The organism is Actinoplanes ianthinogenes (genome assembly GCF_018324205.1).
Lineage (GTDB): Bacteria > Actinomycetota > Actinomycetes > Mycobacteriales > Micromonosporaceae > Actinoplanes > Actinoplanes ianthinogenes.
Map to the genome: position 1 here is coordinate 7,075,304 of NZ_AP023356.1, position 20,167 is coordinate 7,095,470.

Consider the following 20,167-nt stretch of genomic DNA (forward strand, 5'->3'; position numbering starts at 1 on the left):
GTGGTGGTGACGACTCCATGTGCTACGGAATTTACGGAGCCGTAACAGGCCGCACAAGGGGATCCACGGATTCGTCACAGCCGATCAAGCCGGTAGCCTGACGGTGGAGAAGGGGGCACCGTGCCGAAGATCGTTGATCACGACCAGCGGCGGTCCGAGATCGTCGAGGCGTATCTCGCGGTGGTGGCCCGGGACGGGCTGTCCGCGGCGACCAGCCGGGCGATCGCGGCCGAGCTGAACATCGGCACCGGCGCGCTCTGGCACTACTTCGACGGGTTCGACGATGTGGCCGCGGGGGCGTACAAGCGGATCGTGGAGCGGACCAACGGGCGGATCGCCGCGGTCACGGCCGGGCTGCGCGGGCTGGACGCGTTCTACCCGATGATCCGGGAGATCCTGCCGCTGACCAAGGAGACCCTGGACGAGGCGCACGTGGTGGTCGGTTTCTGGGGCCGGCTCGCGGCGAACGCCAAGATCGAGGAGACCCAGGAGGACCTGGGGGACTACTGGGGCGGGCTGATTGCCGGTTACTTCGCCGAGGCGATCGAGGACGGGGTCCTCGACCCGGCCATGCCGATTCCGGACGTGCTCGACGTGCTGCTCACCGTCTGCCTCGGACAGCAGGTGAACGCGGTGATGGCGTCACCCATGGTGGACCCGAGCCGGCAGCTCGGGATGGTCGACCACTGTCTGCTTCCGTGGCGGCGCTGAAAGAACTTGCAAGGCCTCTGGGGCCCCTCTTCGCGTACCGAAAGCGCTTGATCCTGGGGTCTTGAGGTGCTGCTGTGTGCATATTGATGGGAAGCTCTTTCGGGTCCTGAAAGAACTTGCTACCTTCCGTTCACACATGAACGCCGGATTTCCGGCTTGTCACACCGCACCTCTCTAACAGCGCCGTCCCCCATGGCCCTGGAGGCTCTTCCGTGTCCACGTTTCTCCGCAGAATGTTCGCTGCGCTCTGCGTCATCCCCCTGCTGGTGCTCGCCGCACCGGCGGCGCGCGCGGCCAACTCGGTGACCGTCTACTACAAACCGCCCGGTTCCTGGTCCACTGTCAACGTCCACTACGCGCCCACCGGCGGCGCCTGGACCACCGTGCCCGGGGTCGCGATGACCGCCTCCAGCTGCACCGGCTGGTACCAGAAGACGGTCGACCTGGGCACCGCCGCCGGGATGCAGGTCGTCTTCACCAACGGCTCCGGCACCTGGGACAACAACTCGGGCGCCAACTACAGCGTCGGCACCGGGATCGTGGCGATCTCCGGCGGCGCGGTCAGCTCGGTCGAGCCGTGCAGCACCTCGGCGACGAACACCGCGACCGTGTATTACAAGACGTCCTGGACCACCAGCTATCTGCACTGGGCGCCGGCCGGAGGCTCGTGGACGACCGCGCCGGGCGTGGTGATGGACGAGGAGGCGTGCAGCGGCTGGGCCCGCGAGACGGTCAGCCTCGGCACCGCCACCGGCTGGCAGGCCACCTTCACCAACGGCTCCGGGACCTGGGACAACAACGCGGGCAAGAACTACGCGCTGGGCACCGGGGTGACCACGGTCAACGCCGGGGTGATCACCGCGAACGCGACGAGCCCGTGCGTCACCGCGCCGGCCGACACCACCGCGCCCAGCACGCCGGCCGGGCTCGCCGCGACCGTGCAGAACACCACGGTCTCGCTGACCTGGACCGCCTCGACCGACAACGTCGGCGTGGCCGGCTACCAGATCATCCGGGGCGGCACGGTGCTGACCTCGTCGGCCAACGCCTACGCGGACCGCGGGCTGTCGGCGAGGACCGCGTACACCTACACGGTCAAGGCGGTCGACGCGGCCGGCAACCTGTCGGCCGCCAGCAGCGCGGTCACGGTCACCACCGGCGAGGCCGCGCCGGTCACCCAGGGCGAGATGCTCGGCGGGGACCCGCGCAAGGACAGCATCTACTTCGTGCTGACCGCCCGGTTCTACGACGGGGACACCGGCAACGACCGGGGCGGCAGCCAGCACGTGGCCTCCGGCAACGCGGCGAACAACGACCCGATGTTCCGGGGCGACTTCCAGGGGCTGGTCGACAAGCTCGACTACATCAAGGGGCTCGGCTTCTCCGCCATCTGGATCACGCCGGTGGTGCTGAACCGGTCCGACTACGACTACCACGGGTACCACGGCTGGGACTTCTACCGGGTGGACCCGCGCCTCGAGTCGACCGGGGCGTCCTACCAGGACCTGATCAACAAGGCGCACGCCAAGGGGCTCAAGATCTATCAGGACGTGGTGTACAACCACAGCTCCCGGTGGGGTGCCAACGGGCTGTTCACGCCGACCGTGTACGGGGTCCGGGACAGCCAGTGGAGCTGGTACTACAGCGAGAAGGTGGCCGGGCAGCAGTACGACCCGCTGCAGGAGAACGCCAAGGGGTACCCGTACAACGGCGACCTGTGGAGCGGCACCGCGCCGGCCGGGAACACCTGCCCGAACTACGGCACGCCGACCGGTGGCAAGAGCAAGGAGGGGTACACCCTCTACAACTGCCAGTGGCCGTCGCCGACCGCCAAGATGTTCCCGTCCGACCTCTATCATCAGTGCTGGATCGGGAACTGGGAGGGCGAGGACGCGCGGTCCTGCTGGTTGCACGAGGATCTGGCCGACTTCAACACCGAGAACGCGACGGTGCAGAAATACCTGATCGACGCGTACAACAAGTACATCGACATGGGCGTCGACGGGTTCCGGATCGACACCGCCGTGCACATTCCCCGGGTCACCTGGAACCGGCGGTTCCTGCCCGCGCTGCACGACCACCTGGTGCAGAAGTACGGCGCGGCGAAGGCCGACGACTTCTACGTCTTCGGTGAGGTGGCGGCGTTCGTCAACGACAAGTGGAACCGCGGGTCGGTGAACCACTCGGCGCAGTTCTACACCTGGAAAGAGCGCAAGACGTACTCGGCCGACGACGCCACGGCGGCGATCGAGCAGTTCACCTACGAGAACAACCTGGGCACCGGTAACCAGCCGACGAGCACCAACGCGTTCCTGAGCGGGAATGCGTATCACGCGCCGGACCACAGCCAGTTCTCCGGCATGAACATCATCGACATGCGCATGCACATGAACTTCGGTGACGCGCAGAACGCGTTCAGCAACGGCAAGGACTCGGACGACTCGGTCAACGACGCGACGTACAACGTGGTCTATGTCGACTCGCACGACTACGGGCCGAACAAGTCGTCGACGCGGTACTCCGGCGGGACCGACGCGTGGGCCGAGAACATGTCGCTGATGTGGACGTTCCGCGGCATCCCGACGCTGTACTACGGGTCGGAGATCGAGTTCCAGGCCGGCAAGCAGATCGACTGCGGACCGACGTGTCCGCTGGCCACGACCGGGCGGGCGTATTACGGCGACAACCTCACCGGGTCGGTCACCGCGAGCGATTACGGCGTGGTCTCCTCGGCGACCGGTAACGTGGCGACCACCCTGTCGAAGCCGCTGGTCAAGCATCTGCAACGGCTCAACCAGATCCGCCGCGCGGTCCCCGCGCTCCAGATGGGGCAGTACTCCATCGACGGCGTCTCCGGCGGAATGGCGTACAAGCGCCGCTACACCGCCGGCGGCGTGGACAGTTTCGCGCTGATCACGGTCTCCGGGAGCGCGACGTTCAGCGGCATCCCGAACGGCACGTATGTCGACGCGGTCACCGGTGACCGGAAGGTGGTCACCGGCGGTTCGTTGTCGATCTCGCTGAGCGGCAAGGGCAACCTCCGGGTCTACGTCCTCGACCAGACGGGCAATCCCGCGCCCGGCAAGGTCGGCGCGGACACGACGTATCTGAAATAAGGACTCTTCGCATTCGGCCCCGCCGCTTTCTTTCGGAAGCGGCGGGGCATTCTTTTTCATTTTGTACGACTCGGAGTCCCCTGGCGGCCGGCTCGCGAGACCGCGGCCGCTCCGGACCGAGGCGCGTGTCGTGCGGGTCCGCTGGTGGTTCAGGTTCTATCGGTCGTCGCAACATCTGACCCGTCTTCACCTCATGGCTCAGGGCATGAAGGCGCGTGGGTCCGGAGCCACATCCAAGCGCCCTCATCCGCCGCGGAGCGCGTGCCTGACTGCCGGTCTTCAACCGGCTCACGGCTCCGAGGTGATGGGGCGTCCACTGCTTTGGCGGTGCCAGACGGTCGGTCGATGCAACGATCTGATGGTGGGCTTCGCATACAAGACTTGCTGGATCGCGGTGCGCGACTGTGAGCCTGAGCGGGTGGCCGATGCGCTCGGACTCGCCGGCCGGGTAAGGATGTCGTTCGGGGCCGGCACCGAGCGCGCCTACCACGAGGGAATCTATGTCTGTCCGGCGATCAGCGGCTGGACCCTCGCCCATAGCCCGCGTGAATTGGCACTCGACGCGGCAGAGCCGGAGTTCCCTGATCGGCTGCGCGCGCTGAGCCGGGTACTCGGCGAGGTGCAATTCTTCGGAACTCATCGCGTAGTCGAGTACCACGCGTGGGCCCGCGCGATCGATGGTGAACTGAGTCGCGCCTATTGCTACGTCGGGGAGTCCGATGAGGTCATGCTCGCCATCGGCAGTCCCTCGGAGCCCGAGCGCGAGGCTCATGTTGGTGTGGTCCCGCCGGCCGACACCAGTTGCTGGGGCGAGGAGGAATGGGATATCTGGTTCAAGACCGCACCCGATGAAGAGAAGGTGCTGCGGATAGCAGGCGCTTGGAGCATCAATCCTGCTGCGCTCGACGATCGGAATATTCAGGACTTGGGCTGGCACGGTTTCCCCGGCAGACCGTCGCCGACTGGCCGCTGGCGCCGCATCCTTCGCCGAATTGGTGGCGTTGCGACGACCGCCTGAATCCGCCTGGTCGAGGTGCGGGCAAACCTCCGCGGCGACCGTGAGCGGCGGCGAACCCGCATGACGCGCGTGGCGGTCCGGGCCGGTCGCGGTCTTGCGCACTGACCAGCCACGGAGGGGCAAGTCGTACAAAATGGGATTTTAAGAGGGGCGAAGCGGGCCCGTCAGGTGGCGGCGGGCAGGGAGCGGACGAAGGTGGCCAGGCGGTTCAGGCCTTCCCTGAGGTCGGCCTGGGAGGCGGTGTAGGACAGGCGGACGTGAGACTCGGCGGTCTGGGCGCCGAAGTCGCGGCCCGGGGTGACGGCCACGTGGGCCTCGGCCAGGGCTCGGCGGCAGAACTCCCAGGCGGTGAGGCCGGTGGGGGAGACGTCGAAGTAGATGTAGAAGGCGCCGTCCGGGGGCACCGGGACCGGGAGGCCGATGGCGGCCAGGCCGGTCAGGGCGATCGCGCGGCGGGCGGACAACTCCTGGCGGCGGGCCTCGCAGACGGCCAGGGAGTCCGGGGTGAAGCAGGACAGGGCGGCGATCTGGGCCGGGGTGGAGGCGCAGAGAAAATAGTTCATGGCCAGCCGCTCGACCGCGGGGACCAGGGCTGGTGGCAGGACGCACCAGCCGAGACGCCAGCCGGTCATGCCGAAATACTTGGAGAAGCTGTTGATGACGATGGCGTCCGGGTCGGCGGTGAGGATGGTGCGCGGTGGGGTGCCGTCCGCGGACGGGTCGGCCAGGTCCAGGTAGATCTCGTCGATGATGCGCCAGGCGCCGCGGGCCTCGGCTCGGCGGCACACCTCGACGAGCTCGGTGAACGGGATCGAGGTGCCGGTCGGGTTGGCCGGGCTGGCGACCATGACGGCGCTGGTGCGGTCGGTCCAGGCCCGGTCGACGGCGGCGGCGTCCAGCTGGTAGCGCGAGCCGGGGGTGGTCGGGGCGGTGACCACCGTGCCGCCGAAGGTCTCGACCAGCTGCCGGTTGCAGGGGTAGGACGGGTCGGCCAGGATCACCTCGTCGCCGGGATCCGTGGTCGCGGCCGCGGCCAGCAGCAGCGCGCCGGACGCGCCGGGGGTGACGGCGATCCGGGCCGGGTCGATCGGGACGCCGTGCCGGTCGCGGTAGAAACCGGCGATCGCCTCGCGCAGCGCGGGCAGGCCGAAAGCCGGCGTGTAGGGCAGTGGGCGCCCGTCCATCACCTCGCGCATCGCCGCGCGGACGGCCGGAGGCGCGCCGAAATCGGGCTCGCCGAGGCCGAGCCGGATCACGTGGTGGCCGGCCGCCTCCAGTTTGCCGGCCTGCTCGCCGAACGCCATGGCGTGGAACGGCTCGGCGGACTGGGCACGCTGCGACAACCTCATGGCCGCAGCATGCCACCCCGCGGCGCGCGGCCTCAGCGGGCGGTGGTCGACTCGCGCGGGACCAGGCGGCACGGAAGCTGCTCGACGCCCGAGCCGAGCCGGCCGTCGAACGCCGCCATCAGGCGTTCCGCGGCGACCCGGCCGAGCGTCTCCAGGTTCATGTCGATGCTGGACAGCGGCGGGGTCGAGCTGGTCGTGAAGATCTCCCAGTTGTCGAAGCCGAGGACCGCCACGTCCCGCGGGACCTCCAGGCCGGCGCCGTGCAGGGCGTCGAGCACGCCCCGCGCGATCTGGTCGGAGCCCGCGAAGATCGCGTCGACCGCGGTGCGCTGGGTGAGCAGCATCCCGGTGGCGCTCCGGCCCCACGCCTCCGACCAGGCGCCGAACATCACCCGGTCACCGGCCAGCTTGAGGCCGTGCTCGGCCAGCTCGTCCAGGGCGCCGCGGGCCCGGTCCTGCGCCGCGCCGTAGGACGGGTCGCCGGTGATGTGCGCGATCCGCCGCCGGCCCACCTCGACCAGGTGCCGGATCGCCGTCCGGCCGGCCGTCACGTTGTCGGTGACCAGGGAGAGGTCGTCCGGGTCGGCGGACGGCGCGTACGCGTAGACCACCGGCACCGGCAGGTCCCGCCCGATCGACGGCCGCGGGTCGGGCCGGGCGCCCACCACGATCAGCCCGTCCACCCGCCGGCTGAGCAGGGTCCGCAGGTGGTGCCCCTCCCGGACGGCGTCGCCGCGGGCGTCGCAGAGCAGCACACTGGTCCGGTCGGCGCCGAACGCGTCCTCGGCGCCCATCAGGATCGGGATCGACAGCCGCCCCTCCAGGTCCGAGGTGAGCAGGCCGACCATCCCGGTGCGGCCCGCGACCAGACCGCGGGCCAGCGTGTTCGGCGAGTACGCCAGCACCTCGGCGGCCTTGAGCACCTCGGCCCGGCTGGCCGCGGAGACGTGCTTGCGCCCGTTGAGCGCCTTGGACGCGGTCGCCACCGAGACGCGGGCGAGCCGGGCCACGTCGTGGAGCGTGGCGGGTCGCTGATCTGCCGGCACTACGCAGCCCCCTTCAGCACCGTCGCAAGCAACACAGGGTAGCCCCCTGCGCACTCCTGACCGTCGATCCCGGAGCTGCGTCTCGGCGGACGCGGTGGCCTCGGGGCGAGCCGGTTGCGGCGGGCTGGTCACGGCCCGGCACCCGGTCGGGGTGCCGGGCCGCTTCGGAGGTGACCGGAAGAGAGGTCACGAGGACACCGGCCGGTGCGGGCATGCCGGCGTCGCGGCCGGTCAGCCCTTGATCTGCTTGCGGCCGCTGGTGCCCGAGGCGATGGCGATCTTGCGCGGCTTGGCCATGTCGGAGATCGGGATCTGCAGGGTCAGCACGCCGTTGTCGTAGGTGGCCTGCAACCTGTCGGTGTCGAGCGTGTCGCCGAGGAACAGCTGGCGGCTGAACACGCCCACCGGCCGCTCGTTGATCACGGTCTCGACGCCGTCCTTGGTGTGGCGCCGGCGCTCGGCCTTGACCTCGAGGACGTTGCGCTCGACGGTGACGTCGATCGAGTCGGGGTCGACGCCGGGCAGGTCGAAGTACACGTAGAAGGTGTCACCGTCGCGTTCGGCGTCGACGTGCATCACCGCGGGCCGGCTGGTGGTGCCGACGATCTGCTCGAACAGGCGGTCGATGTCGCGGAACGGGTCGGTACGCAGAAGCATGGTCATCTCCTCCTTGGTGCTCCCTCACCAAAGCTTTCGGTCCGGGGATCCCCCGGTGGTTGAGTGCCCTTGACTCAACCTGTCTCTACCCATACAACGAACCGATGGTGTCGTCAAGTCTCTCGCCGAAAACCGGTCGTGGCCTGCGAATCCTTGAGGGAGTTGACAGCGCTCGACTCAAGTTCTATTGGTTGATTCAGGAAGTTGCGCCGCCGTTCGAGGAGGTGATCGCTGATGTGGACACAGCCGCCGCCCCCGGTCGACGATCAGTGGGTACTGCACGTCGCCGCCAGCCCGCACCAGGTCGACGAGGTCCTCGCCGACCTGTGCATCCACCGGCGGGCCACCGCGATGGGTGACCCGCGGATGCCCGCCTTCCTGGCCGGCCGCTACAGCCCGGACGAGCCGCCGGCCTGGATGAGCGTCGCCCGCGCCGAGCTCGAAGGCCGCGGTTACCGCACCCGCTGGTGCGAGGCGGAATGTGCCCACCACCCGTGGCCGTCACCCATGCGGGTCCGGCTCGGGCACGGGTAGCTCCACCGGCTCCTCGACGGGCACCGGCTCGCTCAGCTGCTCCCGGAGGTAGTTCCAGACGACCGCGACCAGGGCGGCGACCGGCACGGCCAGCAGGCTGCCGACGATGCCGGCCAGGTTGCCGCCCAGGGTCACCGCGAGCAGCACCACGGCCGCGTGCAGGCCCAGGCCACGGCTCTGGATCATCGGCTGGAAGACGTTGCCCTCCAGCTGCTGGACCAGCAGGATGATGCCGAGCACAATCAACGCCTTGACCCAGCCGCTGAAGACCAGCGCGATCAGCACCGCGACCAGGCCGGCGAAGACCGCGCCGACGATCGGGATGAACGCGGTGATGAAGGTCAGCACCGCGAGCGGCAGCACCAGCGGGACTCCGGTGATCCACAGGCCGAGGCCGATGAAGACCGCGTCGAGCAGGCCGACGAACGCCTGCGAGCGGACGAACGAGCCGAGCGTGTTCCAGCTGCGGGCGGCGATCTCCGGCAGGTCGGTGCTCAGCCGGCCGGGCAGCTGGCGGCTCAGCCAGGGCAGGAAGCGCGGGCCGTCCTTGAGGAAGAAGAACATCAGGAACAGCGCCAGGATCGTGGTGACCAGGCCGTTCACCACCGTGCTCACGCCGGTCAGGGTGGCGTTCGCGATGCTGCCGACGCTGGCCTGGAGCTTGTCGATGGCGCTGTTCAGGCCGCTGTTGACCTGGTCGTCGCTGATCTTCAGCGGGGGCCCGGAGGCCCAGTCCCGGACCGTCTGGATGCCGTCCACCACGCCCTGCCCGAGCTTGCCGGACTGCGCCGAGACGGGGACCGCGATCAGCACCACGATGCCCGCGATCAGGCCCAGAAACAGCACGGTGACCAGTGACGCGGCGAGCGCGGGCGGCCAGCCCTTGCGGCGCAGGAAGCGCACCGGCGGCCAGGTGAGCGTGGTCAGCAGCAGGGCCACCACCAGCGGCCAGAGGACCGACCAGGCCATCCCGAGCAACCGCAGCAGCACGTAGGTGAGCAGCAGGATCAGCAGGCTCTGGCCGGAGACCCGGGCGGCGTCGCGCAGCGCCGCCCGGGTCTTGGTGGCGCTCAGTGTGGGCATGTTGATCACCTTACGGTGAACCACACCTCCCGGGATGACCCTGGCCGGAGCGTCAGAAGACCTGGAGGCCGTGGGCGCGGAACTGGCCGTGGACGCGGGAGAGGAGCTCCGGGGACGGCGCGGGGGTGCCGGCCAGCGGGAAGCGCAGGCGCAGAGCGTCGTACTTGTGGATGCCGAGGCGGTGGAACGGGAGGACCTCGACCCGTTCGACGGTGGGGACGGCGGCGGCGATCTCGGCGACGGCCGCCACGTCGGCCTCGGCGTCGGTGAGACCGGGGACCAGCACGAAACGGACCCAGATCGGGATGCCGCGGTCGGCGAGCCGGTGGGCGAAGCGGACGGTGGGCTCCATGCGGCCGGTGCCGGTCACCCGGCGGTAGGCCTCCGGGTCGCCGGACTTGATGTCCAGCAGGACCAGATCGGTGGCGGCCAGCAGCTCGTCATCCGCCCGGTCGCCCAGGAAACCGCTGGTGTCGAGGGCCGTGTGCAGCCCTTTCGCCTTGCAGCGGCGCAGGATCTCGCGGACGAAGCCGGGCTGCTCCAGCGGCTCGCCGCCGCTGATCGTGACGCCGCCGCCGGCCACCTTGACGAACCGCTCGTAGCGCGCGATCTCGCTCATCACATCGTCGGCCGTGACCGGTTGCCCGGCGCGGCGGTGCCAGGTGTCCGGGCTGTGGCAGTACTGGCAGCGCAGCGGGCAACCGGCCAGGAACGCGACGAATCGCGTCCCCGGCCCGTCGACGCCCGTCGACACGTCGAACGAGTGCAGGCTGCCGGTGAGCAGCGCGGTCGTCACAGCGCACCGTGGAAGGTCCGGGAGATGACGTCGCGCTGCTGCTCGGCGGTGAGCTTGACGAAGTTCACCGCGTAGCCGGAGACCCGGATGGTGAGCTGCGGGTAGTCCTCCGGGTGCAGCATGGCGTCCTCGAGCGTGGCGCGGTCCAGCACGTTCACGTTCAGGTGGAAGCCGCCGGCGTCGGTGTACCCGTCGAGCACCCCGGCCAGGTTGGCGATCCGCTCGTCGCGGCTGTGGCCCAGGCCGTCCGGCGTGACCGTGGTGGTCAGCGAGATGCCGTCGCGGGCACAGCGGTACGGCAGTTTCGCCACCGAGAGCGCCGCCGCGACCAGGCCGTGCCGGTCCCGCCCGTTCATCGGGTTGGCGCCCGGCGCGAACGGTTCGCCGGCCCGTCGCCCGTCCGGCGTGTTGCCGGTGTGCTTGCCGTACACCACGTTGGACGTGATGGTCAGCACGGACAGGCTGGGCTCGGCCCCGCGGTAGGTCGGCTGCCGGCGGATTTTCGCCATGAACCGCTCCACCAGGTCGACCGCGATCTCGTCGGCCCGGTCGTCGTTGTTGCCGAACGCCGGGAACTCGCCGTCGACGGCGTAGTCGACGACCAGCCCGGTCTCGTCGCGCAGCGCCTTCACCTGCGCGTACTTGATCGCGGAGAGGCTGTCGGCGGCAACCGAGAGGCCGGCGATCCCGGTGGCGAGGAAGCGATGCACCGGGTAGTCGTGCAGGGCCATCTCGATGCGCTCGTACGCGTACTTGTCGTGCATGTAGTGGATGACGTTGAGCGCGTCGACGTAGGTCTCGGCGAGCCAGTCGAGGACGTGATCGAACGTCGCCATCACCTCCTGATATTTCAGGACATCGTGGGTGATGGGGGCGAAGGGCGGGGTGATCTGTGAACCGGACATCTCGTCACGGCCGCCGTTGATGGCGTACAGCAGCGCTTTCGCCAGGTTCGCCCGGGCGCCGAAGAACTGCATGTCCTTGCCGACCCGCATGGCCGAGACACAGCAGGCGATCGCGGTGTCGTCGCTGTACGCGGGGCGGATCAGGTCGTCGTTCTCGTACTGGATCGCGCTGGTGTCCAGGCTGACCTGGGCGCAGAACCGCTTGAACCCCTCGGGCAGCCGCGGCGACCAGAGCACGGTCAGGTTCGGCTCGGGGGCGGGACCCAGGTTGTAGAGGGCGCCCGCTCCTCGGTGAGCACCCCCTCGTCCAGGTCGCGTTGCAGGTAGATGTCGAGGAACGTTGAGGTGCGGCCGAGCGACATGGCCGCGCCGTTCTGCTCCTTGATCGCGGCGAGGTACGCGAAGTAGAGCCACTGGATCGCCTCACGGCCGGTGGCCGCCGGGCCGGAGATGTCGAAGCCGTAGCGGCCGGCCATGAACCGCAGGTCCTCCAGGGCGCGGATCTGCTCGGCCAGCTCCTCCCGGTCGCGGATCACGTCCTCGGCGGAGCGCGTCGCGTCGAGCGCGGTCTTGCGGGCCCGGCGCTCGGCGATCAGGAAGTCGACGCCGTAGAGGGCGACGCGGCGGTAGTCGCCGATGATCCGGCCCCGGCCGTACGCGTCCGGCAGGCCGGTGATGATGTGCGAGCGGCGGGCCGCCAGCACGTCCGCCGGGTAGGCGTCGAACACGCCGTCGTTGTGAGTTTTGCGGTACTGGCTGTAGATGGCGCGGACGGTCGAGTCCAGCGAGTAACCGTAGGCGGCCAAACCGTTCTGCACCATGCGGAGCCCGCCGGCCGGCATGATCGCCCGGCGCAGCGGCGCGCTGGTCTGGAGGCCGACGATCAGCTCGTGGTCGCGGTCGATGTAACCGGGCGCGTGCGACGTGATGGTGGACGGGGTGTGCGCGTCCACGTCGTGGATCCCGCGGGCGCGCTCCTCCGGGAACATGCGGGTCAGCCGCGCCCAGATCCGCGTGGTGCGCGCGGTGGCGCCGGCCAGGAACGCGGCGTCCCCCGTGTAGGGCCGCACGTTGTCGTGCACGAACGCGCTGACGTCGACCGTCTCGCGCCAGGCCGTCCCGTGGAACCCCCGCCAGGCCGTTGTCGTCATGGTGCCTCCTCCGTCTGCTTTCTCAGCGTGCGCCGGGCGCGGTCCCGGGCGACAGGGACCAACGTCCCGACTGATCCGGGACAGGACGGTGACGATCGACAATGGACGGCGTACCGTCGGCGGTCATGAGTGACTTAATCGAGAAACGTCTCTCGGGGCTGCTCGCGGCCGGCGCCACCGCGGTGGTCGTGGTGGCCGGCCTGGCCGCCCCGGCGTACGCGGGCGGGGGAGCTGCCAGTCCAGGATCGGCCGGTCTCGGTGACCGGCTGTACCCGCTGCTCGGTAACGGTGGGTATGACGTGCAGGACTACAACCTGAAGATCCGTTATCCGCAGAAGGACCCCAAGCAGCAGATCACCGGTGACGTGACGATCACCGCGGTGGCCACCCAGAACCTGTCCCGGTTCGACCTCGACTTCGGCGGCGACGGGGTCGGCAAGGTGTCGGTCAACGGCAAGCCGGCGAGGTTCAGCCGCGACGGCGACGAGCTGATCGTCACGCCGGCGCACCATCTGGCCAAGGGCAAGCGGTTCTGGGTCACGGTCAGTGGCTTCACCGCGACCCCGATCCCGGCCAACGCCGACTCGCCGGCCGGGTTCGTCACCACCCCGGACGGCACCATCATGGCGGGGCAGCCGGACCAGTCGCACCAGCTGTTCCCGAGCAACGACCACCCGCGGGACATGGCGACGTACACCATCTCGATGACCCGGCCGTCCGGCTGGGCCGCGGTCGCCAACGGCGTGCACGTGGGTGACCGGACCAGCGGGACCACGGTCACCTCGGTGTACCGGGAGACCAAGCCGATGGCCAGCGAGCTGATCCAGCTCGCGGTCGGCGCGTTCACGGTGCACGAGCGCCCGGCGGTGGGCGGCGTGCCGATCCGTGACGTGGTGCCCACCCGGCTCGCCGCCGACCTGCTGCCCAAGGCGGAGGTGGAGCGCGAGCAGCTGGCCTGGATGGTGAACAAGGTCGGCAAGTACCCGTTCGAGAGGTACGGCTCGCTGGTGATCGACGCCGACCTGGGCTTCGCATTGGAGACGCAGACCCTGTCGCTGTACGACACCGGGCTCTTCTCCTACCCGAAGTTCGTGCTCGACCCGATCATGAACCACGAGCTCGCGCACATGTGGTTCGGCGACAGCGTCGCGCCGTACGAGTGGAGCAACGTCTGGCAGAGCGAGGGCCACGCCACCTGGTACGAGCTGACCTACGCCCTGGAGCACGGCCAGTTCGAGGACTACACCGGTTACACCGACCTGGAGTCGTACTTCAAGAACGTCTACAGCAAGGGTGACCAGTACCGGAAGGACTACGGCCCGGTGGCGCACCCGCTGCGCTCCGACTCCATCTGGGACGTCTTCAACCCCAACGTGTACGACGGCGGCGCGCTGGTCCTGTACGCGCTGCGCACGAAGATCGGCGTGAAGAAGTTCGAGTCCCTGGAACGCGCCTGGGTCTCGACGTACCGCGGCAAGTCCGCCTCGACGGACGACTTCATCGCGCTGGCCTCGAAGGTGTCCGGCCAGAACCTGCGCGGGTTCCTGGGCGCCTGGCTCTATGGCACCACGACGCCGCCCATGCCGGGTCACCCGGACTGGACGGTGACCCCGCCGACCGCCGCGTCCGCCAAGGCCTCCGCCAAGGCCTCCGCCCTGGCGAGAACGCTCCGGTAAGAAAGATCAACCGACCATCTGTTCCGCGAAGGCCACCAGCTGCTGCGCCATGGCGTCGTCGGTGACCAGGAACTGAAGGCCGAGCTCCTGCTGGCCGGGGGAGTCGACCACGTTCACCACCCGCGAGGGAACGGTGACCGTGCCGTCGGCGAACCCGGTCAGTTCCGCGTCGATCGAGGTGCCCTCGGCGAACGTGTCCTCGCCGGCGACGATGCAGCGCAGCCCACCGGCACTGAGGTTGATCAGCACGGCCCTGGTCGCGCCCTGTCCGGGCCGGCGCAGGGCGACCTTGCCGGCCGCGGCGATCCGCTCGTGCTCCCGCCGCTCCAGGCGGTCGGCCAGGTCGGTCATCTCGTCGACCCGGCCCAGCGTGGCGGTCATCTGCTCGGCCAGCCGCCCCATCAGCGTGCCCTGGTCGGCGGCGACCGAGCGCAACGAGGTGGCCGCGTCGCCGACCCCGCCGATGCCGTCGATCATCGTGGCGATCGTGTCGGACATCGCGGTGGTGTCCCGCCTCAGGTCGTCGATGGTCCGCAGGATCTGGTCGGTGGACTCGGCGGTGTGCATGGCGAGCTGCTTGACCTCGTCGGCGACCACGGTGAAGCCGTATCCGAGCTCGCCGGCCCGGGCCGCCTCGATGGTCGCGTTCAGGGCCAGCAGCCGGGTCTGCCGGGCGATCCCGGTGACCAGCTCGGCGGTCGAGGCGACCCGGCGCAGGCTGTGCTCGAGCGACGAGATCACCTGTTCGGCGTCGTGTGCCTGGCCGACGATCGCGTTGGTCGCCGCGTCCGCCACGCTGATCCGCTCGTCGATCACGTCGGCCGCGGTACGCACCTCGCTGACCTTGTCGGTGACCTGCCGCAGCTCCTCGGCGATCACCGTGGTGGACTCGTCGATGATCTCCTGGGTCCGCCGCCGGAACAGGGTCTCGGCCTGGCGCTGGTGCATGAACCCGGCCCGCAGTTGCTGTTCCCGGGCCACGTCGGCCTGGGCCAGGGCGGCCTCCTGGTCCTGCAACCGGGCGCTCGCCACCACCAGGGCCCGGCCGATGTCGCCCATCTCGTCGCGCCCGCCGGGCAGTGGCCGGGGCGCCAGATCGGCCTGCGAGATCGCGGTCACCGCCGCCACCGTCTGCCGCACGTCGTGGCTGGTCCGCCAGAGCACCGCGGCGGCGCACCAGAGGGCGAGCAGGAAGCCACCCAGTGAGATGCCCAGGACCAGGCCGCGTTCCAGCGAGTTCGCGGCCATCCGCGCGTCGAGCAGGTCGGTCAGGGTGCTGGTCAGCGGGCGTACGGTAGCGGTGGCCGCCGCCGCGACCGCGGCCGGATCGGCGGGCCCCGGGGTGTCGAGGGTCTCGGTCAGGTGCTTGTCCAGCGCGGTGATCGTGTCGGCCAGCGTCTGCACCGGGGTGAGCCGGTTCGCCAGCCCGTCGCTGTGGGTGTTCCTGGCCGCGGTCGCCACGTCGTTGCGCAGCGCGTCGGCGATCCCCTCCAGCCGGCCGGCCCGCACCGCCTGGGCGGCGACTGCCTGCCGGGTGTTCAGCCCGGTGTCCGGGTGAGCCGCCGCGAGCGCGGTCAGCAGCGCCTGCGGGACCTGCACCACCTGGGCGTCCATCACGTAGAACGAGTCCAGGTCGGGGTCGAGGATCAGGTTCGAGGTGTTGCCGAGCGCGGCGATCAGCCCGGCCAGGCCGGTGGCCGTGGCGATCCGCGCGGCGCCCGAGCCGTCGCCGATCTCCGGCACCTTCGTCATCTCGCCGCCGAGGTCGAGATCGGGGTGCGCGGCGATCGCCGTGCGGATCGCGTCCAGGTCGGGCTTGCGGCCGGCGGCGGTGTCGGCGAGCGCGGTGAGGGCCGGCCCGAGGACGGCGACGCCCTGCCGCTCCTTGTCGCTGAAGGACAGGTCGTGGCCCTTCTCGGCGGTGTACATGCCGGTGGCCAGGCCGCCCGGCACGAGCAGGGCGAGCACCAGCAGGCCGAGCCGCATGCCGGTGCGCAGCCGATCGGTGATCGCCAGAACCGGGCGAAGCGGGAGGGGCGGCGGACGCAATGCCGGGCCTCCCTCCTCGTTCCCTATCTGTCGGTATTTTGCCGTTTTCTCCCGTCCCCGCGATGAGAAGTCCGAAACCCGTGTCGTTGCCTTTCTTTACCGAGCCGCAGTAGCGTGATCGCCGTCACTATCGAGGGAGTGCGGAATGAGAGTGGCGGGCCGGACCCTGGTGGTGATCGGTGCGGGCAGCGGGATCGGCCGGGCGGTGGCCCTGGAGGCGGTCCGGCGCGGCGCCCGGGTGGCCGCCGCGGACCGTGATCCGGTCGCGCTGCGCGAGACCGCCCGCCAGGTGGTCGCCCCGCAGCAGCTCTCCACCCACGTGGTGGACGTGACCGACCGGCTGGACGTCGAAGCGCTTCCGGGCGCGGTGATCGAGCGCTGGGGACGGGTGGACGGCGTGGTCGACGACGCCGGCACACTGTTCCGGACGTTCCTGCCGCTGCTGCGCAACCGGCCGGAGGCGCACCTGGTGCACGGGGCAGGGACCGGCGCGCTGCACACCGGGACGACCGTGCGGGTCACCGCGGTGATCCCGGCGGACACCGTGTTGTCCGGCGACGAGGCGTACCGGGCGGCCTGCGTGCTGCTGGACGCGATGGAGCGCAACGCGGGCCGGGTCCGGCTCGGCGCGGGCCGCTGGTGGCACCGGACTAGGAGAAGTAGCCGAGCATCAGCGTGACGATCAGCACCACCTGGGACAGGATGCCGAGCGAGCCGCAGAGCAGGCCGGTGATCGCCATCGCCCGCCCGTTCGGCACCGGATTGGCCCTCAGCGCGACGACGCCGAGCACCACCGCGGCGATGCCGCTGAAGGCGCCCAGGGGGAACCCGAAGACGGGGACCATCGGCAGGGACAGGATCCCGACGATCATCGCGAGCAGCGGGGTCTTGCTGCGCTGATCGGCGGCCGGCGGCGGCGGGAACGCCGGCCGGGGCGGCACCGGCGTCGGCAGGTCGTGCACCATTGTGGAGAGCTCGCCCCAGGTGCGTGACGCGTACGCCTGCCGGGACCGCTCGCTGAACTCCTCGATGGTGAGCCGGCCCTCGGCGGCCGCGGCGCTCAGGTGCGCGACGATGGCCTCACGGTCGGCATCCGAGACGCGGACGTGCGGCGAGCGATACATGCCGGAAAGGCTACCGGCGACCGTCGTTCGGCGCGTCCACCGGCCGGGCGGTCTTCCCTCGGAGTGATCTTGATTACGGTGCCTGCCCGGTATCCGACAGTTCGGTGCTCTATCTAGCGAGATGTTCACCTGCTGGGCTTGACAGGGTCATGGAGAATCCGGGGACGTCGATGCCGGGCATACGGGGGTAGACCGTGGCACAAGTAATGGCTCCATGCTGAACCGCCGCGATTTCCTGCGCACCGCCCTGGTCGGCGCGGCGGGTGTCGCGGTCGGCGCGGCCGGGATGAAGGAGATCCCGCACCTGTTCGGCTGGGACCGTCCACCGGTGGCCGGTGGTTATGCGGCGGCCGCCGACGTGCTCGACGCGGTGCACCACCCGGGCGTCGCGGTCCGCTACTACGTCGAGACCACCGAGCCGGTGGTGGCGTTCACCTTCGACGACGGGCCCGCTCCGCACTGGACCCCGCAGGTCCTCGACGTGCTCGACGAGGCGGACGTGCCGGCCACCTTCTTCATGGTCGGCAGCAATCTGGCGAAAAACGCGGACGTGGTGCGCGGCCGGATGGACCGGCACGAGATCGGCAACCACACCTGGGAGCACGACGACCTGGCCACCCTCGACCTGGCCGGGGTCACCGAGTCGCTGAAACGCACCGAGGACGAGATCCACAAGCAGTTCCACCGGCCGGTCACCCTGCTCCGCCCGCCGTTCGGGCACATCGGCGGCTCCACCATGCTGGCCGCCGACTCGATGGGCTACGACGTGGTCCTCTGGTCGAAAGCCATGCGCGAGCTGATGTTCAAGGGCGACCCGGAGGGCCAGGCCCGCGACATCATCGACTCGGTGCGGCCCGGCTCGATCCTGCTCGCCCACGACGAGGGCGACGAGCGGCGGCTGGTGACCATCCGTGGCCTGTCGATGATGTTCGAGGGCCTGCGCGCCCGCGGCTTCCGGATGGTCACCGTCTCCGAGATGATCGCCGGCGCGAAAAAACAATCAGCGAGTTAGATCAAAATCTTTTCACTGTACGACTGGCGGCCCCGTGCGAATCGGCTCGCGCGGCCCGGCTTCCACCGGGCCGCGGCGCGTGTCGTGCGGGTCCGCTTCCCCTCGCGGCTCAGTCGTCCGCCGCGCGGCTCGGTCCGCTTCCCGTGCGGCTCAGGACAGGAACTCGCCGATCCGGTCCGGCCAGGTGCGCACGTCGGCCGAGGTGGCCGAGACGTGCAGCCGGGCGTCCGGCAACACCTTCGCCAGCAGCTCGGCGCTGGCCACCGGGTGCCCCGGGTCGGTCTCCCAGGCCAGGATCAGCGCCGGGTGGGTGACCGCCGCCAGCGCCTCGTCGGCGGGCAGGTCGCTGCGGGCTGCCCCGCGCATCACCGCGGGCAGCAGTGCCTCCGGCACGTCGGCCGAGAACTCCCACCCGGGCACATCGGCGAAGATCTCCGGCTTTCCGAACCCGCGCATGATGGTCACCCAGGCGTCCTTGCCCCTGACCTCGACGCCGGCGGCGCCGGACTCGTAAGCCCGCCGCGACGCCTCCCGGCCGTCACGCACCGTCGGCGGGATCATCAGCACCAGGCGGCGGAACCGTTCCGGCCGCCGGGCCGCCGCCCAGAGCAGTGTGCCGGTGCCCATCGACGACCCGGCCCAGTCAGCCGGGCCGTCGCCGGCCACCTCGTCGGCCACCGTCAGCAGGTCATCGGCCAGGCTGGACCAGGTGTAGAGGTCCGGGTCCGGCTCGCCGGGCGAGAGCCCGTGCCCGCGCTGGTGGTGACGGACGATCCGGTGGGAGCCGGCGAGCCGGGACCAGTCGAGCTGGCCGAGCCGGTCCTCGACCCGGTTGCTGAAGAAGATGCCGTGCGAGTAGCCGAGCAGTGGCCCGGCGCCGAATTCCTCGACGAAGAGATCAGTCACCCGCCGAGGCTATGCGAGATCTCCTCCCGGTCGCCGTCCGTGAGCCGGAGGTCCGCGCCGGGCAGCCAGCCGTCGATCTGCTCCGGGCGGCGGGCGCCGACGATCGCGCCGGTCACCCCCGGCCAGGCCAGCACCCAGGCCACCGCCACCGCGGCCACCGGCACGCCGTGCCGGTCGGCGACCCGCCGCAGCGCGTCGACCGTCCGCAGGTTCTCCGGCAGGCGGGTGGTGAAGTCCGGGTGCGTGCGCCGCCAGTCGTTCGCCGGCAGCGCCGCCACCCGGGCCGCGTCGAACGTCCCGGTCAGCAGCCCGGAGTGCATCGGCTGGTAGACGATCACGCCGGTGCCGTTCCCGGCGCTCCAGGCGATCTGGTCGGCCGCGTCCCGGACCAGCGCGGAGAACGGCGGCTGAATGGCGTCCACGTGCGCCACCTTCTCCGCCCGCGCGAGCTCGGCGACCCCGTGGTTGGACAGCCCGATGGCCCGGACCTTGCCCTCGGTCCGCAGATCCGCCATGGTCTGCCAGTACTCCTCCAGCTCGGTGGCACCGACCGGCTCGGTCTCGTCGGCGCCACCCCAGACCAGCAGCTTGCCGTCGCCCGGCCAGTGCACCTGGTAGAGGTCGATGTGGTCGACCCGCAGCCGGCGCAGCGACTCCTCCAGCTCGCGGCGCACCGAGGCGGCGGTCATCAGCCGCCGCGGCGGTGTGTCCCGCCGGGCCGGGTCGTCCCAGACCAGGCCGGTCTTGGTGAACAGCAGCGGGCGGTCGGCGGCCGGCAGCGCGGCGACCGCCCGGCCGACCACCTCCTCGGAGTGGCCCAGGCCGTACGCGGCCGCGGTGTCGATCCAGTTGATCCCGGCGCCGACCGCCCGGTGGATGGTGGCGATCGAGTCGGCGTCGTCCTGCGGGCCCCACGCGTACTCCCAGTCCGCGCCGCCCATCACCCACGCGCCGAGTCCGGCGGTGGACAGTTCCAGACCGGTCGTGCCGAGTTCTCGGGTTGTCGTCATGACAGCGATCGTCGGCCGGACCCG

At 70.3% G+C, this 20,167-nt stretch carries 18 protein-coding genes; 7 read left to right on the forward strand and 11 right to left on the reverse strand.

What is annotated here, in order from left to right:
* Positions 1-120: 120 nt before the first annotated feature.
* The 3 genes from Aiant_RS32210 (at position 121) to Aiant_RS32220 (ending at position 4,845) form a co-directional block, all read left to right on the forward strand.
* A complete protein-coding gene (locus Aiant_RS32210) occupies positions 121-711 on the forward strand; it encodes a TetR family transcriptional regulator C-terminal domain-containing protein (RefSeq protein ID WP_189333602.1) in 591 nt (196 codons plus the stop codon).
* 233 nt (positions 712-944) lie between these two features.
* Positions 945-3,827, forward strand: a complete 2,883-nt coding sequence (locus tag Aiant_RS46670; protein ID WP_189333798.1) for a carbohydrate binding domain-containing protein — start codon at positions 945-947, stop codon at positions 3,825-3,827.
* 418 nt (positions 3,828-4,245) lie between these two features.
* Entirely contained in the window at positions 4,246-4,845 is a 600-nt protein-coding gene (locus tag Aiant_RS32220) for a hypothetical protein (RefSeq protein WP_212846565.1), read from the forward strand.
* 164 nt (positions 4,846-5,009) lie between these two features.
* On the opposite strand, the gene Aiant_RS32225 is transcribed toward Aiant_RS32220, so the two are convergent.
* The 3 genes from Aiant_RS32225 to Aiant_RS32235 all read right to left on the reverse strand — a co-directional run bounded on the left by Aiant_RS32225 (position 5,010) and on the right by Aiant_RS32235 (position 7,897).
* Positions 5,010-6,194, reverse strand: a complete 1,185-nt coding sequence (locus tag Aiant_RS32225; protein ID WP_189333600.1) for an aminotransferase class I/II-fold pyridoxal phosphate-dependent enzyme — start codon at positions 6,192-6,194, stop codon at positions 5,010-5,012.
* Positions 6,195-6,226: 32 nt separating this feature from the next.
* On the reverse strand, positions 6,227-7,204 hold the full coding sequence (locus Aiant_RS32230; RefSeq protein ID WP_189333599.1) for a LacI family DNA-binding transcriptional regulator: 978 nt from the start codon (positions 7,202-7,204) through the stop codon (positions 6,227-6,229).
* Positions 7,205-7,471: 267 nt separating this feature from the next.
* Complete coding sequence (locus Aiant_RS32235) at positions 7,472-7,897, reverse strand: Hsp20/alpha crystallin family protein (RefSeq protein ID WP_189333598.1); 426 nt, start codon at positions 7,895-7,897, stop codon at positions 7,472-7,474.
* Between the two features lie 234 nt (positions 7,898-8,131).
* Between Aiant_RS32235 and Aiant_RS32240 the strand changes: the two genes are divergently transcribed.
* Positions 8,132-8,431, forward strand: coding sequence for a hypothetical protein (locus tag Aiant_RS32240; RefSeq protein ID WP_189333597.1), 300 nt, complete (start codon positions 8,132-8,134; stop codon positions 8,429-8,431).
* On the opposite strand, the gene Aiant_RS32245 is transcribed toward Aiant_RS32240, so the two are convergent.
* Genes Aiant_RS32245 through Aiant_RS46915 form a run of 4 tightly spaced genes read right to left on the reverse strand, consistent with a single transcriptional unit; the run spans position 8,399 to position 12,366 of the window.
* On the reverse strand, positions 8,399-9,514 hold the full coding sequence (locus Aiant_RS32245) for an AI-2E family transporter (protein ID WP_189333596.1): 1,116 nt from the start codon (positions 9,512-9,514) through the stop codon (positions 8,399-8,401). The two genes, Aiant_RS32240 and Aiant_RS32245, sit on opposite strands and share 33 nt — an antisense overlap.
* A 52-nt stretch (positions 9,515-9,566) precedes the next feature.
* Entirely contained in the window at positions 9,567-10,310 is a 744-nt protein-coding gene (gene pflA / locus Aiant_RS32250) for a pyruvate formate-lyase-activating protein (RefSeq protein ID WP_189333595.1), read from the reverse strand.
* Positions 10,307-11,452, reverse strand: a complete 1,146-nt coding sequence (locus tag Aiant_RS47090; protein ID WP_425322632.1) for a pyruvate formate lyase family protein — start codon at positions 11,450-11,452, stop codon at positions 10,307-10,309. The genes pflA and Aiant_RS47090 overlap by 4 nt, the downstream gene beginning before the upstream one ends.
* Positions 11,453-11,454: 2 nt before the next feature.
* Positions 11,455-12,366 (reverse strand): pyruvate formate lyase family protein, encoded by a 912-nt coding sequence (locus Aiant_RS46915; RefSeq protein ID WP_342358065.1) that lies wholly within the window; start codon positions 12,364-12,366, stop codon positions 11,455-11,457.
* Between the two features lie 125 nt (positions 12,367-12,491).
* Between Aiant_RS46915 and Aiant_RS32260 the strand changes: the two genes are divergently transcribed.
* Positions 12,492-14,042: a M1 family metallopeptidase gene (locus tag Aiant_RS32260; protein WP_189333594.1), complete on the forward strand. Its 1,551-nt coding sequence runs from the start codon at positions 12,492-12,494 to the stop codon at positions 14,040-14,042.
* Positions 14,043-14,048: 6 nt separating this feature from the next.
* Here Aiant_RS32260 and Aiant_RS32265 read toward each other — a convergent pair whose 3' ends face one another.
* Positions 14,049-16,091, reverse strand: a complete 2,043-nt coding sequence (locus Aiant_RS32265) for a methyl-accepting chemotaxis protein (protein ID WP_189333593.1) — start codon at positions 16,089-16,091, stop codon at positions 14,049-14,051.
* Positions 16,092-16,236: 145 nt separating this feature from the next.
* Here Aiant_RS32265 and Aiant_RS32270 point away from each other — a divergent pair, with 145 nt between their 5' ends.
* A complete protein-coding gene (locus Aiant_RS32270) occupies positions 16,237-16,770 on the forward strand; it encodes an SDR family NAD(P)-dependent oxidoreductase (protein ID WP_189333592.1) in 534 nt (177 codons plus the stop codon).
* On the opposite strand, the gene Aiant_RS32275 is transcribed toward Aiant_RS32270, so the two are convergent.
* Complete coding sequence (locus tag Aiant_RS32275) at positions 16,742-17,215, reverse strand: DUF1707 and DUF4190 domain-containing protein (protein WP_189333591.1); 474 nt, start codon at positions 17,213-17,215, stop codon at positions 16,742-16,744. The two genes, Aiant_RS32270 and Aiant_RS32275, sit on opposite strands and share 29 nt — an antisense overlap.
* Before the next feature lie 214 nt (positions 17,216-17,429).
* On the opposite strand from Aiant_RS32275, the gene Aiant_RS32280 reads away from it, so the two are divergent.
* Complete coding sequence (locus tag Aiant_RS32280; protein WP_189333590.1) at positions 17,430-18,227, forward strand: polysaccharide deacetylase family protein; 798 nt, start codon at positions 17,430-17,432, stop codon at positions 18,225-18,227.
* Positions 18,228-18,377: 150 nt separating this feature from the next.
* Here Aiant_RS32280 and Aiant_RS32285 read toward each other — a convergent pair whose 3' ends face one another.
* Entirely contained in the window at positions 18,378-19,133 is a 756-nt protein-coding gene (locus Aiant_RS32285; protein ID WP_189333589.1) for an alpha/beta fold hydrolase, read from the reverse strand.
* Complete coding sequence (locus Aiant_RS32290; protein ID WP_189333588.1) at positions 19,130-20,143, reverse strand: aldo/keto reductase; 1,014 nt, start codon at positions 20,141-20,143, stop codon at positions 19,130-19,132. Before Aiant_RS32290 ends, Aiant_RS32285 begins: the two co-directional genes overlap by 4 nt.
* Between the last annotated feature and the right edge of the window lie 24 nt (positions 20,144-20,167).

Excerpts from the sequence above, each read along its gene's own strand:
- Aiant_RS32225 (WP_189333600.1), bottom strand. The coding sequence starts at position 6,194 with ATGAGGTTGTCGCAGCGTGCCCAGTCCGCCGAGCCGTTCCACGCCATG.
- Aiant_RS32275 (WP_189333591.1), bottom strand. The coding sequence starts at position 17,215 with ATGTATCGCTCGCCGCACGTCCGCGTCTCGGATGCCGACCGTGAGGCC.
- Aiant_RS32290 (WP_189333588.1), bottom strand. The coding sequence starts at position 20,143 with ATGACGACAACCCGAGAACTCGGCACGACCGGTCTGGAACTGTCCACC.
- Aiant_RS32280 (WP_189333590.1), top strand. The coding sequence starts at position 17,430 with ATGCTGAACCGCCGCGATTTCCTGCGCACCGCCCTGGTCGGCGCGGCG.
- Aiant_RS32245 (WP_189333596.1), bottom strand. The coding sequence starts at position 9,514 with ATGCCCACACTGAGCGCCACCAAGACCCGGGCGGCGCTGCGCGACGCC.
- Aiant_RS32235 (WP_189333598.1), bottom strand. The coding sequence starts at position 7,897 with ATGCTTCTGCGTACCGACCCGTTCCGCGACATCGACCGCCTGTTCGAG.
- Aiant_RS46915 (WP_342358065.1), bottom strand. The coding sequence starts at position 12,366 with ATGACGACAACGGCCTGGCGGGGGTTCCACGGGACGGCCTGGCGCGAG.
- Aiant_RS32260 (WP_189333594.1), top strand. The coding sequence starts at position 12,492 with ATGAGTGACTTAATCGAGAAACGTCTCTCGGGGCTGCTCGCGGCCGGC.
- Aiant_RS46670 (WP_189333798.1), top strand. The coding sequence starts at position 945 with ATGTTCGCTGCGCTCTGCGTCATCCCCCTGCTGGTGCTCGCCGCACCG.
- Aiant_RS32240 (WP_189333597.1), top strand. The coding sequence starts at position 8,132 with ATGTGGACACAGCCGCCGCCCCCGGTCGACGATCAGTGGGTACTGCAC.
- Aiant_RS32270 (WP_189333592.1), top strand. The coding sequence starts at position 16,237 with ATGAGAGTGGCGGGCCGGACCCTGGTGGTGATCGGTGCGGGCAGCGGG.